This is a genomic window from Pseudomonas sp. Wu6, assembly GCF_019891515.1.
Taxonomy (GTDB): Bacteria; Pseudomonadota; Gammaproteobacteria; order Pseudomonadales; family Pseudomonadaceae; genus Aquipseudomonas; species Aquipseudomonas orientalis_A.
In genome coordinates this window covers 1-16663 of record NZ_JAFLXH010000067.1, presented here as the reverse complement: position 1 = coordinate 16663, position 16663 = coordinate 1, and the positions used below count along the sequence as shown (strand labels likewise).

Sequence of the window (16663 nt, the reverse complement as noted above, 5' to 3'; positions counted from 1 at the left end):
CTTCTCGCTGAACAACTCGATGCTGATCATCGCCGGCTCCCTGGTGGGCTCCAGCGGCGCGATCCTGTCGTACATCATGTGCAAGGCCATGAACCGCTCCTTCTTCAATGTACTGCTCGGCGGCTTCGGCAATGCGCCGGATGCCGGTGCGGCGGCAGGGTCGAAAGAAGCGCGCCCGGTGAAGTCCGGCTCGGCCGACGACGCGACTTTCCTGCTGACCAACGCCGACACCGTGATCATCGTGCCGGGTTACGGCTTGGCAGTAGCGCGTGCACAGCATGCGCTGAAGGAATTGACCGAGAAGCTGACCCACCGTGGCGTGACCGTGAAGTATGCGATCCACCCGGTTGCCGGCCGTATGCCGGGGCACATGAACGTTCTGCTCGCCGAGGCCGAAGTGCCTTACGACCAGGTGTTCGAGATGGAAGACATCAACTCCGAGTTCGGCCAGGCCGACGTGGTGCTGGTGCTCGGGGCGAACGATGTGGTCAACCCTGCCGCGAAGAACGATCCGAAGTCGCCGATTGCCGGCATGCCGATTCTTGAAGCGTTCAAGGCCAAGACCATCATCGTCAACAAGCGCTCGATGGCCAGCGGCTATGCAGGCCTGGACAACGAACTGTTCTACCTCGACAGGACCATGATGGTTTTCGGTGATGCCAAGAAGGTCATCGAAGATATGGTTAAGGCAGTCGATTGATACTAATGGTCAAGGATGGCCATCACCCTAACGCCTGCGCACTGAAGAAATCTGCAACGTCAGTAAAAAATTGATGTTCAGGTCATGTGCTCTAGTAGTTATGGAATAAATAATAGTGCCTTTAGACCGCAAGCAAGAGTGAGAAATAATGAAAATAAAATCTCTTCAGTTGAGCATTATGTTTTACGCAGGGGCTGCCATTCTCTCCGTAGTGGCAGTATTAGTGCTATATGCGCTAATCTCTGGAGAGAAAACCCAGAACTGGATCGGTGATAAAACCCGAGAGGTTTTGGGGGGGGAGGTTAAAGAGCACTTGGTAGGCCTTTCAAAGTATCAGGTTAGCGAAATTCAGAGGCAGTTGGATCAGCCAATTGCGGTCGCAAAAAATCTTGCAAGAGCCAATGTTTTGGCTGCATCCAAGCCTGATGGTGATCGTGACGCCGAAGGGAAGTTGCTCAGTGATCTTGCCCTTGATGCGCTCGTTCAAAATCCACAACTTGTGACTACCTACATAGCCTGGGAACCAGAAGGTATTTTTGAAAAAACTGCTAATAGCGGTTTGACCGAGCAAGAGCGCTTCTTGCCCTTGTGGTTTCGCGCTGAAGGCGGCAAATACACTCTGTCAAAGCTATATGCTATGGAAAGTGAGGCTCTGCTACCTACGGGGGTAAGAGAGGGCGAGTTTTATTTGTGTCCAAAGGAAAGTCGCTCTGCCTGTGCAACCGATCCTGTAATTTATACTATCAACGGAAAATCAGTACAGTTGACTGCGTTTACCGCTCCGATTCTCGTAAAGGATAAATTCAAAGGTATTGCTGGTGCATCGCTAGATTTGGAGTTCGTCCAAAAAATCCTCGAAAAAGCAAATCGTGAGTTGTATGGAGGGGTGGGTGACATGGCCCTGGTTTCCGGCAACGGCCGTTTCGTAGCGTACACTGGGGATGCTAGTCAAGTAGGGAAATCTGCTAGCGAAGCCTTCGGGAAAGAATTGGTTAGCTCATTTTCAACGCTAAGCACTTCAGACGAAAGTTATAGTCTTGATCAACGAGGCATGATTCAGCTGGCAATTCGTTTTGCCGTTGCCAACACAGCTACGAAGTGGACACTATTGGTGCGACTTCCAGAAAGTGTAGTTTTCAAGAGCGTTAGCGATCTGAAAAATCTCTTGGAAAAACGCTACATTTCCGAAGCGCGCTCAATGGGATTAGTTGGTTTGCTGGTGAGTGGCTTTGGAATTCTGATTGTCGGATTCGTGGCGCGTGGAATCGTTCGTCCACTTCACAATATGCTGGCGATGATAAAGAATGTCGCTAAAGGGGAAGGGGATTTAACCCAGCGAATGAGTAGTTCGCGGGCGGACGAGTTAGGGCTTATTGCTCAAGAGTTTAATGTGTTTTTAGAACAGTTACAGATGTTAATTATTAAGGTCGTAGACTCAACCAAAATGATTGCTGACTCAACGTCCGACGGCGCCGCTATGGCGGCACAAACCCATAAAGGGATGCAGAGTCAGCAGAGTGACGTTGAGCAGATTGCAACCGCAATTAACGAGATGACCACATCTTCGCAGGAGGTCGCAGCAAACGCCATGAATGCTGCAAGAGCAACAGGGCGTGCGGAACAAGCGGTAAGTGATGGGAAAGTTGCGATGGAGGACGCCGTCGCCGCTATTCATTCGCTCGCTATTCGCATGGAAGATTCTGTCAAGACGGTGAAAGTACTCGAAGAAAACAGCAACGATATAGGAGCTGTTGTAACTGCGATCCGTGCCGTCGCTGAACAAACCAATTTGCTTGCACTTAATGCTGCTATTGAAGCCGCTCGAGCTGGAGATCATGGTAGGGGCTTCGCTGTTGTGGCTGATGAAGTTAGAAGCTTGGCGCAGAAAACCCAGCTTGCGACTGAGGAGGTTAGATTAATCATCGAGCGTTTGCAGGGGGGGAGTCAGTCGGTGACCCAATCAATGCTTGAAAGTCATACCCATACTCAATCATGTTTACAGCAAGCGCAGATGGCCGCGCATACCTTCCTGGGTATCACGGCGTCCGTAAACATCATCAATGAGATGAATAATCAGATTGCTGCAGCTGCAGAACAGCAAAGCCAGGTGGCTGAAGAAATCAACTTCACAATAACAGGAATGGGACAAATTACGGATCAAGTCGCCACAGCGGCGAAGAAAGCGTTGGAGTCAGGATCAACCCTTAATGCTCTATCGGCTGAGCAGTGTAGGTTAGTCTCGCAATTCAGGGTCTAACTAGCTATTAGTCACGGCTGGATGCCGACCTTTAATTAATACTCGTTAATGGTTGGCCCGCTTCAAGCGTAGGCTCAGCTAACATAGGTCGGTATGACGTAAATAAGAAGCCCATGAATATCTTTACGCATCCTGATCCTTTTTTTCAGTCAACGGATCCCCGTGCACTCTCATTCATAGCTCTCTGCGGTGATGCGAAAACAGCGTCAATGAGGGAGAGTTCGTCGATTGGCGATAAGTAGAATTAAATGGCGTAGTATTGAGTCAATTGTACTTGGCTCCTGATGTACCTCAATAAAATTTATAATTAAGTCCTTCCCTGCTTCGGCAAGAAAAGAAAATTTTTAGATTTCAATGGGGCGGGCGTTAGATGCGAGTCTCGTTTCCTGTTCCATTCTCCTGATTTTCGTATATCGTCAATCTGTCGTCACTCGCCAAGCGTTTTGCCGTAGATGATCTAAATAGTCAGCCCATCGTTGAGCCGCTTCTCGGCGTTGCGCTAGCAGTTGCGCACGCGCATAAACAGCCCCTAGCGCACCTGGCATTCTGTGGGATAACGATAGTTCGAGCACAATTGGATCGATTCCCAAGTGCTCGTGTGCAATGGTTCTGTAGGTCGCGCGAAAGCCGTGAGCAGTGATGTTGTACTCCGGCCAAATACGCTGAAAGGACTTGAGCATGGAGGTCGGGTTTATGGGACGTCCCGGATAGACCGGCGAGACGAACACCCAGCCTTTGCCTTCTTCATCCACCACGCGGGTTTTATGTAGCTCGCGTAACAGAACCACGGCTTGTTCAGGCAACGGCACGATGTGTTTGCTCTTGTCCAGATGCTTGGTCTTGCTCACCACATAACGCCAATCGGCGCCCACCAAGTCGACATCTTCCCAGCGCATCTGCACCAGTTCGCCTGGGCGGACCGGCAACATGACCAGCAGGCGCATTGCGGTGGCAACGCTGCCGTCGTTGCAGTCATCAAGGCGTAGAAGAAACCTGCCCAGGTCGGATGGCCTTTCGATCGCCGGGTTGCTGGTCACGATGTGGCGAATCTTCAACTCCTCAATGTTGCTGAGCGCCACGTTGCGCTCCACCCAGCCGCGACCTTCGGCAAAGCCCAGGACGGCACGGATGATAGTACGCACGCGCCGGGCCATGGCCATGGTGCGCTGGCGGCGCAACTCCGTAATGATGGTGGTGATGTGCTCCAGCTTGATCTCGCTGACCGGTTTGTTACCAATCATGGGCAAGATGTGGTTGTTCAGCGCTCCGTTAAATCCTGAGATGGACTTGGTCACCAGTTCGGCAGATTTGAACGCTAACCATTGCTTGGCTACGTATTCGAAGGTACGGACCTCGTTGAGCAGGTGTGCCTCGATCTTGGCGGTCTTGGCCTTGAGCGGAGCGGTGTGGTTAGCCACGTCGCGGCGTGCGCCGCGGGCAATGTCGCGCGCCTCCTTGAGGCTAATGTCGGGGTAAGCGCCGATGGAGAAGCGGTTTTCCTTCCCATGCAGCCGATACTTCAATCGCCAAACCTTGGAAGGGGATTTGCCGACCTTACTCGACGCCCTCACCTCTAAGTAGAGGCCAGGAACTTCGCCATCGGCGTGTTTGCCAGGTTCGGTCAGTGAGCGGATCAAGGCATCGCTGAGTTTTCGTTTGAAAACAACCGCATTATCTGGGGGCATCGGTGGGGGCATCCTTTTTAAGGAACCGAAATTTGCCCCCAATTATGCCCCCATGAGTCGTGGAATTCATTGGTTTTAGACAGACGGCTATGGACTTAAATAACCAATAACTTGTTGTTATAAAACGGTTTTATGGAGTTTAATGGACTTCCATTACAGACTATCCGGATCCCCAAAAAACATCTGAATCCGCGACCTCAACCACCGCTCCCCCGGATCATTATCCTGCGACCCGCGCCAGGCCATGTGCAGTTCGAACGAGCGCACCGGCAGCGGCGGGTCTTCGGCGCGCAGGCCGCCGGCCGAGGTCAGTGCCTCGGCGGCGTAATCCGGTACGTTGGCAAGGATATCGGTGCCTGCCAGTAGCGTCCCCAGGCCGTTGAATTGCGGAACGGCCAGCACTACGTGGCGTTTGCGCCCGAGTTTTTCCAGTTCTTCATCGATAAACCCGCTCAGGTCACCGGCGAACGACACCAGGGCATGGGGTCTTGCGCAGAAGTCGTCCAGGCTCAATGAGCCGGGCACGCTGTCGGCGCGCAGCAGTTTCGGCAGGCTGCGGCGAAGGACCTTGCGCTTGGCGTTGGCCGGCAGGTCGGCGGTGTAGCTGACGCCGATGGAGATTTCGCCTGAAGCGAGCAAGCCGGGCATGAGGATGTAGTTGACGCGACGCACCACCAGCACGATGCCGGGCGCTTCGGCGCGCAGGCGTTTGAGCAGTTGTGGCAGCAGGGCGAATTCCACGTCGTCGGACAGGCCAATGCGGAAGACCGCAGTGCTGGTGGCCGGGTCGAACTCGGCGGCGCGGCTGACGGCGGTGGAGATCGAGTCCAGCGCCGGGGAGAGCAGGGCGAAGATTTCCACGGCGCGGGCGGTGGGCTCCATGCTGCGCCCGGTGCGTACGAACAGCGGGTCGTCAAACAGCCCGCGCAGGCGTGACAAGGCCGCGCTGATGGCCGGCTGGCCGAGAAACAGTTTCTCGGCGGCGCGGGTCACACTGCGCTCATGCATCAAGGTTTCGAATACGATCAAGAGGTTAAGGTCGACACGACGCAGGTCGTTACGGTTCATCTTGTGTCCTGGAAGAGTCAGCGAACTTGACGAGAGCGGCCATATCAAGAACCTCCAAGGTTCCACTCTGAAGCATGACCGGCATGAATCTTACGGGGAAAGGCTGGTACTCTGCACAGGATAATTGAGTTTTCCTACGTTAGCTGAGGTCTATTCCTCACATGCGGAATCAATGACAAGCATGTCGACTATTAATGGCGACCTGTGGTCTTACCCGTAAAGCCCAGATAGAGTTCATGGCATTAGAGGTTACTTTGACGAGGTTTGCGATGTCCCGCACGATTCGTTTTCACAAGTTTGGTCCGGCCGAGGTGCTCAAATGCGAAGAGCATGCAGCCGCGCAGCCCGCACCGGGCGAAGTGCAGGTGCGTGTCGACGCGATTGGTATCAGCTGGTACGACATTCTGTGGCGCCAGAACCTGGCGTCGTCCCATGCACGTCTGCCGTCTGGCCTGGGTCATGAAATGGCCGGTGTGGTGGTCGCCCTGGGTGAGGGCGTGGACGATTTGGCGGTGGGCGACAAGGTCGCCAGTTTCCCCGCCGAAAGCCCTAACGATTACCCGGTGTATGGCGAGCAGATTGTCCTGCCGCGTTCGGCCCTGACCCGTTACCCGGATGTCCTGAGCCCCATTGAAGCCAGCGTGCATTACACGCCGCTGTTGATTGCGTATTTCGCCTACATGGACCTGGCACGGGTCAAACCCGGGCAATTTGCCCTGGTGACCGATGCCAGCCACTGCGCCGGGCCTTCGTTTGTGCAGCTGGGCAAAGCCCTGGGTGTACGCGTGATTGCGGCGACCAAAGACAGCGACGAGCGCGAGTACCTGCTGTCCCTTGGGGCAGAAAAAGTGATCGTCACCGAAGAGCAGGACCTGCTCATGCAAATCAACAAAATCACCGGCGATCGTGGTGTCGATGTGGTGTTCGACGGCCTCGGCGGGCCACAGATGTCGTTACTTGGTGATGTGTTGGCGCCACGGGGCAGCCTGGTGTTGTACGGTCTGCAGGGCGGTAACCAGACGCCGTTCCCCGCCTGTGCGGCGTTCCAGAAGAATATTCAGTTCTTCGTGCATTGCATCGGCAACTTCACCGGTAAGCCGGAGCTGGGCATCATTCAGGACCACGTGGCGTTGCAGCGGGCCTTGCGTGATATCAACCAACTGACCGCCGACCGGGTACTGGTCCCGCTGAAAACCACCGTGTTTCCGTTCAGCCAGTTCGTTGAAGCTCATCGCTACATGGACGAATGCCCGTGCCGCGAACGGGTTGCGTTGCAGGTTGAAGCTGTTTGAGCTGTAGGAGTATTCGCAAATGAATGCTCCAGCGTCTGCGCGGATACGGCAGATGCGCCATTTGTCAGGGCTTAACCCGCGCCAGGGTTGAGCCGCTCCGAGGGCGTTGCGCCCCGTAAACAATACCTTTTGCCCTCACGCCGCCCTGAAATCCAGCGCGGCGCTGTCGTGTGGGCGTTACTGAAGTTCGCGCTGCAGATCATCTGAGCTGCTTTCCTGCGTTGTTCTGTATCTATTAATCATTATTTGAGCGCCGATAATTGTGGCTTCACCATCATCTCAAGGATTGAGCAATGATTAGCTATTGCACACTACTGTCTCGCGTCAGCGAACTAATCAAGCGATACCCTGGCTGCAGAAATGCGCTCAGAACATTCGACCTTGTTGTCAGGAGCAGGATTAAATGGGTGATTTAATATTTGTCGGAAGTTTCGCTAGTTTGTTAGTTAGGGCGCTGTAGGAAGTTGTCGGAATATTCCTAGGGTGTGCGACGTGACCACACGGGGCCCTGGATTTTCGCGTCTGCGCGTAGGTTCGGTCGTGCGCGGCTCAGGTGCCTGCGCCGGTGATTTTGTTGCCAGGTGCTAGTGTTTAATCATCTTTGTGCCCTCCAGCGGAAGACAAGCCTACAGATGTAATGGGTCAAGCAGCGGTATCAAAAGTTGCTTTGAAACTGATATTTCAACTCAGGTAGTAGAACGATGAGCGCAATTCACGAACAAGCCATGAACTATGTTTATCAGCAAGTTCTGCAACGTTTGATGGGGCACTTCACGCGCGCCGAAAGGACTGCACTCCAATTGTTGATCCAGCGCATAGTGGTGGCGGCAGGCGGCATGGAACAAGTGGCCAACTACAAAGTGTTGATCGCCCACGGCGGTGGCGAGGTAAGCAGTTATACCCTGGCGCTGCTGCGAGCGGCGCAGTTGAGCATCGCTGGCCGTGCGCCCAAGACTTTTCACCTGCGGGTCGCAACGTTGCGGCATGCCGGGATGACACAGGCGACGCTCGACAGTCTGAACGAGGGCTACGGCGCGCTGTTTTTCCACGATGATCCTCGCGTGGAGCTGTTGATGGTGGAAAACCAGGATGTGCAGCCTTTCCATCATCAGCGGCCGGCATCCAGCGTTGGCCGTGAGGTCAGCCAGCGCAATAGGCTGATGATCGGGCACCTGACGTCCGGGGATGTCCGCGCAACGCTGTGCAACGATACTTACCTGGCCATGGGGGATTTCTACCAGCGCATCAGCACGTGGAACGGCGGCGTGCACGCCCTGGTCAGCGGCGACGCGCCACGCAAACAGAGCCAATACCTGGCCTGGCTCAAGCGCGCGGCACTGGGCGCGGGCGTCACTGTGCCGCCGCGCAGGCCCGCCTCGCTCAATATCCTGTTTGCGCGCATGCAGGAGTGGAGCACCGGTTGCTACCGCGACCTCTATGGCGAGCAGTTCGTGGAGACCGAGGGCACTGGCCGTGGCGGGCACCGCCATTTGGCCTATATCGGGGTGGCCGATCTGCTCGACGAGGTCGATGTTGCCTCGGCGCCGCTGCTGACCGACTTCCTGGCCCACAAGCCGGACCCGTTCGACTTTCACTTCAGTCATCCTGACTATCCCAACCCGCTGCTCATGGCGCATCTGCATGGGCTGCAGGCCCGCTGCCTGCGGGAGTTGTCGTACGAGGAGGGCGTCGAAGCGTTCGTGCACCAGGCCAGGGGGGCGATGGGCCGTCGACAAATCCCGCAGAGCCTGATCGACGAGATGAGCAGTCACGAGGGACGCGTGTTGTCGACGACCTACGCCAGCGGGTTCTTTGGCCTGGACGAGGGCCAACTGACTTGCCTGTTGTTCTCTCCGTTCATTCATCACGGCGAGCGCCTGGAGGGTTACCTGCGTCAGTGCCACCCCGGCATGCTGGTGGGGCTTCCTGAATTGCATAAGGCGTTGCAGGGCAAGCCCGCTGCCGACATGTTGCAGCAATGGCTGATTGACACCAGTGGCCTGCCATTGCCTCTCCTGCAGCACTTGTATCGCAAGCGGCCTCTGCACGCGGGCCGTGGCGTCCAGGCACGCAAACGGCGCGGAGCGCGGGTGCAGGCGCAGATTGCGCAGTTGTCGGGACGTTAAGCGTGCCTGTACGTGCAAGCCCGAGCGGACGCTCATGAAGCTGCGAGGAGAGCGGCAAGCCGATTTTGCCTATCAGGCGGTGTACCGCTACATGATCAACCTGATCAATGAAGTCAGCCTTGAGACACCGGTAAAGCTGCCTTCACTGCGGCAACTGTCGACCCGGTTGAAGGTGTCGATCTCGACGATTCAGTACGCTTACTCGATATTGGAGAAAGAAGGGCGGATCTACTCCGTGGCCAAGTCAGGCTACTTTGCCTGGCCGGTGGCCGCCAACGCACAAATGACCACCGGTACCGACTTGCTTGAGCGCCTGTATGCGGCAACGCGGCGGCCGGCCATGGTGGTGCTCAGCGGCGATGAACCGGCGCTGCTGGGCTCACTCGATGGCGCATTGCTGACGCTGGAGCGCCAGTTGATCCGCCGTTATCCCCACCACCTGCAAACTCGCTTGCAACCCTCTGGCGTCTGGGAGCTGCGCGCGGCGCTGGCGGCCCGGTATACCTCGTCGCCCACGCGTTGCTGGCAGGCGGATGAGGTGTATATCGGCGCCGACTTGCGCGGTGTCCTGGAGATCCTGATCGACGCCCTGGGTCTCAAGGGCACGGTAGTGGTCGTCGAGTCACCTTGCGATTATCGGGTCTTGCGCCTGTTGCAGGGCGCTGGCGTGCGGGTTATCGAACTGCCGTGGCAGGCCGATGGCCACTTCGATTTGACGACCTTTGAACACCTGCTGCGCCACGAGCCGGTGCATCTGGTGCTGCTGTCGTCGGTGGCGAGCATGCCGTCAGGCAGCGTGTTGTCGCTACAGGAGCGGTTGCAGGTAGCGCACCTGCTGGAACGCTACGGTTGCTGGCTGCTGGAGAATGACACCTTTGGCGAACTGAGCTTCGCACCGTCCCCAACGGCGTTGCGAGACCTGGTCAACCCCGAGCGACTGATGGTGTTTTCGTCACTGGAAAAGACCCTTGGTCCGGAAGCACCGTTTGGTTTTGTACTGTCGCGGCAACTGAGCAGCCAATTGCAGCGCCAGTTTTTGTTGCGCGCATTCCGTTTGTCGTCGATCCGCCAGCGGGCCATTGCGCGCTTGTACGAAAGCGGGCGGTTTGACCAGCACTTGCAGACGCTGCGCCAACGGCTTGGCGAACAAGCGCAGGCCATGAGTCATCGTCTGGACGTGCGGTTGGAGGGGCGGGTGAGCTACCGAATGCCTGGCGCCGGTGCCAGCTTCTGGCTGCAGTCGACCACGGCGGTGGACATGCATCAGGTGTTCCAGCGCCTGGTGACGCAACAGGTGGTGATCGCCCCGGGTGAGCTGTTCAGCCTCAGCGGCCTGCATCACCAGCATATGCGCCTGAGTCATGCATTCAGCGGTCATCCGAACTTGGATATCGTGCTGGATACGTTGGCTGCGGCGCTGCAGCAGGCACAGGTCTGATGGGTATGAAATTTCTGTTTGAGTTGTGGGATCGATACCGTCGCGCAGTAGTCCAAGTCCCCGTAAACTGTCATTTTTCCGAATACTCATTTTCCGAGGTTTATGCATGACTATCAGTCCTTTTGCGGGCAAGCCGGCACCAGCCCAGTTGCTGGTGGATATCCCGCGACTGGTCACGGCCTATTACACCGGCCAGCCTGATGCAGCGATCTCCACCCAGCGCGTGGCGTTTGGTACTTCCGGGCACCGTGGCAGCTCGTTCGAGCTGAGCTTCAACGAATGGCATGTGCTGGCGATCAGTCAGGCTATCTGCCTGTACCGCGAGGCCCAGGGCATCGATGGCCCGCTGTTTGTCGGCCTGGACACCCACGCCCTGTCGACGCCGGCCGGCGCCAGTGCGTTGGAAGTGCTCGCCGCCAATGGCGTGCATGTCATGCTCGCCGAAGGCGACGAATACACGCCGACGCCGGCGATTTCCCACGCCATCATCTGCTACAACCGTGGCCGCACCCGTGGCCTGGCCGACGGTATCGTGATCACGCCGTCCCACAACCCGCCGCAAAGTGGCGGCTACAAGTACAACCCGCCTAACGGTGGCCCGGCCGACACCCATGTCACCAAGTGGATCGAAGCCAAGGCCAACGAACTGCTGGCCAACCAGCTCGCCGGGGTCAAGCGCATCACCCACGCCCAGGCGCTCAAGGCTGATACCACCCACCGCCATGATTACCTCAACAGCTACGTGGCCGACCTGGTCAATGTGATCGACATGGATGCCATCCGCAGCGCCGACTTGCGCCTGGGCGTCGATCCGCTGGGTGGAGCAGGGGTGCGTTACTGGTCGGCGATTGCCGAACACTACCGTCTGAACCTGGACGTGGTGAACACCGAAGTCGACGCGACCTTCCGCTTCATGAGTGTGGACTGGGACGGCCAGATCCGCATGGACCCGTCTTCCAGCTATGCCATGCAAGGGCTGATCGGCCTCAAGGAGCGCTTCGATGTGGCGTTCGCCTGCGACCCTGACCACGACCGTCACGGCATCGTGACCCCGTCGGGCGGGCTATTGGCGCCGAACAACTACCTGGCGGTGTCCATCGATTACCTGTTCCAGAACCGCCCCGACTGGCGTGCCGATGCGGCGGTGGGTAAAACCGTGGTCAGCAGCGGCCTGATCGATCGTGTTGCGGCGCGTATGGGCCGTCGTTTGTACGAAGTGCCGGTGGGCTTCAAGTGGTTTGCCGATGGCTTGTTTGAAGGCTCGTTGGGGTTTGGCGGCGAAGAAAGCGCCGGGGCTTCGTTCCTGCGCAAGGACGGTAGTGTCTGGAGTACCGACAAGGACGGCCTGATCCCGGCGCTGCTCGCCGCGGAAATGACCTCGCGCAAGGGCCAGGACCCGAGCCAGCTCTATCGCGGCCTGACTGACGCACTCGGTGAGCCGTTCGCTATCCGCGTCGATGCCAAGGCGACGCCGGCGCAAAAAGCCTTGCTGGGCAAACTGTCGCCGCAGCAGGTTACGTCCACGCAATTGGCCGGGGAGAGCATCCAGCAGGTTCTCAGCCATGCGCCAGGCAACGACCAGGCTATCGGCGGTTTGAAGGTCATGACCGAAAACGGCTGGTTCGCCGCGCGTCCATCGGGTACCGAGGATATTTACAAGATCTACGCCGAGAGCTTTATCGGCGAGGATCACCTCAAGCAGTTGGTGCAAGAGGCTCAGGTGCTGGTAGACGGGGCGATCTCTGAGTAACTGACACCCCTGAGGTCCAAATGTGGCAGGGGGGCTTGCCCCCGATGGCCTCTGGGCTGGCCAGGGTGTTGTGTCGATCCCGGTCCAAATGTGGGAGGGGGCTTGCCCCCGATGGCGGCCTCTGGGCCGACCAGGATGTTGGATCGGACCGAGTACATATCCGTTTCTGCGGTAACGGCTGCTAATGGTTCCGCTTTTACAGCGGCTCACTTTTGAAAAGCGCAAAAGTAAGCAAAACGCTCTTGCCCCACCACTCGGCACCTCGCCTAGGCTCGGTGTGCCCGAACGCAGGCTTGAATCCGTGGGCCGCCGCAATGGGCCATCCATGGCCCAGTGCGGCTAACCCGGCGTCCTGCCGGGTTGCCCACGGATTCAAGCCTGCGTTCGGCCAGCGTGGTTTAACGGGGCGCCTGAGATCAAAAGCAGATCAAGATCAAAAGCGACTCGCTGCGCATCGTGGTTACGGGTGGGCGCGGCTGCTTTATGTAGGAGCGAGCTTGCTCGCGAAAAACTCACAGGCGCCGCGTTTATTCAGGAAGCACGCGTTATCGTTGACGTTTTTCGCGAGCAAGCTCGCTCCTACAAGCGGCGGTGTGCGTTTGACTGACTGGCATCAGTTAGATGCCAGCAAGACTTTGGCTCAGGCCAGGTCGACCAGCACAACTTCACTGTCTTCAACCGCCGTCACCCGCAGCACCTGCTCATCGGCAACCGCCACGCCGTCTCGAGCTTGTGCACGCAGGCCATTGACTTCAATCACGCCTGTTGCCGGTACCAGGTAGGCTCGGCGCCCGCTGTCCAGCCGATACTCGGCCGTTTCTCCGGCCTTCAGATTCGCCGCCACCAGGCGTGCGTCGGCGCGAATGCGCAGGCTTTCGGTGTCTCCGGCCTTGCCGCTGGCCAGGGTCACGAATCCTTCGCGTACACCTCGCGGAAACGGCTTGGCGCCCCAGGAGGGTGGCAACCCGGCTTCATTCGGGATGATCCAGATCTGGAAGATCCTGGTCGGCGTGGCTTCCAGGTTGTACTCGCTGTGGGCAATCCCGGTGCCGGCGCTCATCACTTGCACGTCGCCCGCTTCGGTTCGGCCCTTGTTGCCCAGGTTATCCGCGTGACTGATGGCGCCTTCGCGTACGTAGGTGATGATCTCCATGTCGCGGTGCGCGTGCTGCGGGAAGCCGGTGCCCGGCGCGATGATGTCGTCGTTCCACACCCGCAGGTTGCCCCAGTGCATGCGCTCGGGGTCGTGGTATTCGGCAAACGAGAAATGGTGATGGGCGTCGAGCCAGCCGTGGTGGGCGCCGCCGAGGGTGTTGAAGGGTCGAAGTTCAAGCATGATCGTCTCCTGTTAATGACCCTATGATCCAACAGCGCATGATCGATAAAAAGCGTAAAAACTGCCTTAATCCTATCTATTGATTCGATGGGAAATTAGGGCAATAACTTTCACTTCATCGCCTAACTGCATGACAGCAAAGCATTTGGCTGGAACTCGGGGTCAATTCCGGCGACCATGGTGCACTGTCGAAACCCAGCTCATCCCAGGAGTCCGCGTGCCGCATCCACAGCCTGATCTGCCCCCCGAATTGCGCCCGCTGGCGGAAATGCCGCTGCTGAAACGGCTTGCCGCGCGTCTGTTCGGACACGGCCTCACGCGGCTGCGCGCTCAACACCGTTTCTCCTGGTTGCATGGTCAAGCCGACGGTTTTCGCAGCGGGCACGAAGCCGGTGTGGAGTACGGCTACCGAGAGGGCAAGGCGGACGGTTTGCAAGAGGGCCGGCAAGTCCTGCTGATTCGCGATTTTCGTAGCGATGAACCCCGTGCTCCGGGCATTGATGACAACCTGTTCGATGACTGGCGATTGCCCCTGACCGCCGACATTAAAAAGCGCATCAAGGCCGACGTGGCGCGTTTGCTGCCGGCCCACGCCCAGCCGAGCGCCGCGCAGTGGAAAATGATCTTCAGCGACACGCCTTCGACCTCAGTGATTGCAGGTGCCGGCGCCGGCAAGTCGACCTCCCTGGTGCTGCGCATTCTGCTGCTCACCCATTACTTGGGTTTCGAGCTGAGTTCGATGACCGTGGTGACGTTCACCCGCGAGTCGCGCAAGGACTTCATCCACAAGCTCATGCAGATTCTCAGCCTGTGGGGCCAACCCCTTGGCCAAAAAGAGGCCCAGGCGGTGGTGCGCACCTTTCACTCACGCATCCTGCCGATGGTGCGCTGCCTGCCGGGCTTTGAGCGACTGCAGGCGTTCGAGAACCTCGGCGCCGGCTTGGAGGACGCCGACAGCAACCCGTTCGACTTGCGCATCAACGACGCCCAGCGCCAACAGATGAACGCCTGCTACCACCGCTTGCACGGCAGCCACGCGCGTTTTCGTGAGTTGATCGCGCCGCTGGCGCGCCATGGGCTGCAACTCAAGGAGTTGGAGCGTGATCACCCGGATGTACAAAAGCGCATGGCGGTGACGGAACTGGCGGCCAGGCGCGATGAAGAACTCTGCGACGTCATCGAGGATCTGTGGTTTCGCGCCGGCGCCTGGCCGATCAAGGGCATTGAGCCGAGCCGGCAGGCGTTCGACATCAATGGGGCGACATTTCATTGCCATGGCTATATCCCCGAGCTGGACGCGTGGGTGGTGCTGGGCTTTGATTCGCGGGAAAGCCCCCAGATCAGCCGGCCCAATTCAAAGCTGTCAGTGCGCGCGGAGTGGGCAGTAAAGCGCACCCTGTTTCAAGCTTTCTGCCGCAAGCCTTTGATATGGCTGGATAACTATGAGTCTTCAACTAGGTTATTAGGCAGTCTGGCGGGCGACGCCACGGCCGGGCCGGGGTTCGATTACAAGGTCAAGGGTGAGCTTGCTTCCGCGCCGCTGTTGGACTGCTTTGTGATGGCCGCCGGCTTTATCGAGAACCTTGGGTTGGATGTGCCCGGCGCCGTAGGCCGCATGAGCTTTGCCAAGGACGACCCGGACCGCTTGTTCTTCGAGGCCCTGGGCATTTTCTGGAAGGCCCTGGAAGACCACTTGCTCGATCAATCGCCGCCGATCATGACGTATAACCGCATGTTTTCGTTGTTTGGCGAAAATACCCCGGAAAACCTCAAGCTGCTCAGCGACCCACTGCTGCGGCCGATGTCGCACCTGATGATCGACGAGTTCCAGGACGTATCGCCGCAGATTGTCTCGTGGATCCGTGCCAGCCTGCGCGAAATCCGCAGCCGTGGCCCGGCCATGCACGTCGGGCGCGGGGCGCAGCGTTCATCGCTGCTGTGCGTGGGGGATGACTGGCAGTCGATCTACGGCTGGCGCGGCAGTTCGCCCAAATACTTCATGGAGTTCAATAAGGAGTTTGCATCGCCGACTACCACGCGGGTGATGCTCGCCGAGAACTACCGCAGCCATCAACACATCATCGATGCTGCCGAGCACATCGTGCGCAGCGCGCCGGCCATTCCCGGTAAAAAGGCCAGGGCCAGTGGCGAGCCCAAGCCGCTGGTGCCCGTGACAGTGCGCGAGCGCGACGACGCGGCACTGGCGCAGCAGCTGCTCGAGCATTATCAGCGGGGCGATAAGATCTTGATGTTGTATCGAAAAAGTAGCGATAAGTTGTTGATACAAGAGCATATTCAGGCTTTGGTTAATCTGGATTCTAGCTTGCCGCCTCAGGCGCGCAGGCTCAAACAGCTGACCTATCACAGCGCCAAGGGTTTGCAGGCGGACGTGGTGTTTCTACTGGGTGACTGCCAGCACCTCACCAGCTCGCCCTACAAGAACCAGGTCTATCGCATGGCGGGCCTGGGCAAGGATGGCGACGGCGAGGCGTATGACAACGCACAAAAAGACGAGGTGCTGCGCCTGGCCTACGTCGGCATCACGCGAGCGGTCAGCCACTGTTATTGGTATGTGGAGAAGCCTGAAGGCCAGGCGGTGAATGTGCCAAGAGCATCGGAGCGGGTGGACGGCAGGAAGGCGTATTTCGACGATCAACGCGGTTAATCGGCCTCAATGCGATCTAAATGTGGGAGGGGGCTTACACCCCGATTGCGGTGGGTCAGTCACAGATGTGCTTACTGACACTCCCTCATCGGGGCATAGGTATCTACACAATTTTGGTGCGAAACCGCACCTGTGGCGAGGGAGCTAACGCGTATTTACCTGACGCTCCGAGGTCCAAATGTGGGAGGGGGCTTGCCCCCGATGGCGGCCTCTGGGCTGGCCGGGATGTTGGATTGGACCGAGTACATATCCGTTTCTGCGGTCACGGCCACTTAGGGTTCCGCCCTGACGGCGGCTCACTTTTGAAAAGCGCAAAAGTAAGCAAAACGCTCTTGCCCCACCACTC

At 57.9% G+C, this 16663-nt stretch carries 9 protein-coding genes and 2 pseudogenes; 8 read left to right on the top strand and 3 right to left on the bottom strand.

Annotated elements, in window-relative coordinates; translation table 11 throughout:
• The 3 genes and pseudogenes from J1G34_RS26320 to J1G34_RS27770 form a co-directional block, all read left to right on the top strand.
• Positions 1–700, top strand: a 700-nt coding sequence (locus tag J1G34_RS26320; protein ID WP_222994842.1) for an NAD(P)(+) transhydrogenase (Re/Si-specific) subunit beta, incomplete at its 5' end; no start/stop codon positions are given.
• 148 nt (positions 701–848) lie between these two features.
• A pseudogene (locus tag J1G34_RS27775) lies at positions 849–2099 on the top strand (cache domain-containing protein); the annotation flags it as partial.
• A gap of 339 nt (positions 2100–2438) precedes the next feature.
• Positions 2439–2957, top strand: a pseudogene (locus J1G34_RS27770) (methyl-accepting chemotaxis protein); the annotation flags it as partial.
• A 416-nt stretch (positions 2958–3373) separates the two neighbouring features.
• On the opposite strand, the gene J1G34_RS26310 reads toward J1G34_RS27770, so the two are convergent.
• Positions 3374–4642, bottom strand: coding sequence for a tyrosine-type recombinase/integrase (locus J1G34_RS26310; RefSeq protein WP_222994840.1), 1269 nt, complete (start codon positions 4640–4642; stop codon positions 3374–3376).
• A gap of 153 nt (positions 4643–4795) precedes the next feature.
• Positions 4796–5710: a LysR family transcriptional regulator gene (locus J1G34_RS26305; protein WP_065892809.1), complete on the bottom strand. Its 915-nt coding sequence runs from the start codon at positions 5708–5710 to the stop codon at positions 4796–4798.
• A 269-nt stretch (positions 5711–5979) separates the two neighbouring features.
• Between J1G34_RS26305 and J1G34_RS26300 the strand changes: the two genes are divergently transcribed.
• The 4 genes from J1G34_RS26300 (at position 5980) to pgm (ending at position 12316) form a co-directional block, all read left to right on the top strand.
• The gene (locus J1G34_RS26300) at positions 5980–7002 is read left to right on the top strand and encodes a zinc-dependent alcohol dehydrogenase family protein (protein ID WP_065888106.1); all 1023 of its coding nucleotides are present in this window, start codon (positions 5980–5982) and stop codon (positions 7000–7002) included.
• Between the two features lie 701 nt (positions 7003–7703).
• Positions 7704–9128 (top strand): hypothetical protein, encoded by a 1425-nt coding sequence (locus J1G34_RS26295; protein ID WP_083203253.1) that lies wholly within the window; start codon positions 7704–7706, stop codon positions 9126–9128.
• A gap of 34 nt (positions 9129–9162) precedes the next feature.
• Positions 9163–10566: an aminotransferase-like domain-containing protein gene (locus J1G34_RS26290; RefSeq protein ID WP_222994839.1), complete on the top strand. Its 1404-nt coding sequence runs from the start codon at positions 9163–9165 to the stop codon at positions 10564–10566.
• 106 nt (positions 10567–10672) lie between these two features.
• Positions 10673–12316, top strand: a complete 1644-nt coding sequence (pgm, locus tag J1G34_RS26285) for a phosphoglucomutase (alpha-D-glucose-1,6-bisphosphate-dependent) (protein WP_065892779.1) — start codon at positions 10673–10675, stop codon at positions 12314–12316.
• Between the two features lie 640 nt (positions 12317–12956).
• Here the strand turns inward: pgm and J1G34_RS26280 are convergent.
• Complete coding sequence (locus J1G34_RS26280; RefSeq protein WP_065888109.1) at positions 12957–13652, bottom strand: pirin family protein; 696 nt, start codon at positions 13650–13652, stop codon at positions 12957–12959.
• Positions 13653–13869: 217 nt separating this feature from the next.
• Here J1G34_RS26280 and J1G34_RS26275 point away from each other — a divergent pair, with 217 nt between their 5' ends.
• Complete coding sequence (locus J1G34_RS26275) at positions 13870–16317, top strand: UvrD-helicase domain-containing protein (protein WP_222994838.1); 2448 nt, start codon at positions 13870–13872, stop codon at positions 16315–16317.
• Positions 16318–16663: the final 346 nt, after the last annotated feature.

Coding starts and splice junctions, on each gene's coding strand:
- J1G34_RS26310 (WP_222994840.1), bottom strand. CDS start 4,642: ATGCCCCCAGATAATGCGGTTGTTTTCAAACGAAAACTCAGCGATGCC.
- J1G34_RS26305 (WP_065892809.1), bottom strand. CDS start 5,710: ATGAACCGTAACGACCTGCGTCGTGTCGACCTTAACCTCTTGATCGTA.
- J1G34_RS26300 (WP_065888106.1), top strand. CDS start 5,980: ATGTCCCGCACGATTCGTTTTCACAAGTTTGGTCCGGCCGAGGTGCTC.
- J1G34_RS26295 (WP_083203253.1), top strand. CDS start 7,704: ATGAGCGCAATTCACGAACAAGCCATGAACTATGTTTATCAGCAAGTT.
- J1G34_RS26290 (WP_222994839.1), top strand. CDS start 9,163: ATGAAGCTGCGAGGAGAGCGGCAAGCCGATTTTGCCTATCAGGCGGTG.
- pgm (WP_065892779.1), top strand. CDS start 10,673: ATGACTATCAGTCCTTTTGCGGGCAAGCCGGCACCAGCCCAGTTGCTG.
- J1G34_RS26280 (WP_065888109.1), bottom strand. CDS start 13,652: ATGCTTGAACTTCGACCCTTCAACACCCTCGGCGGCGCCCACCACGGC.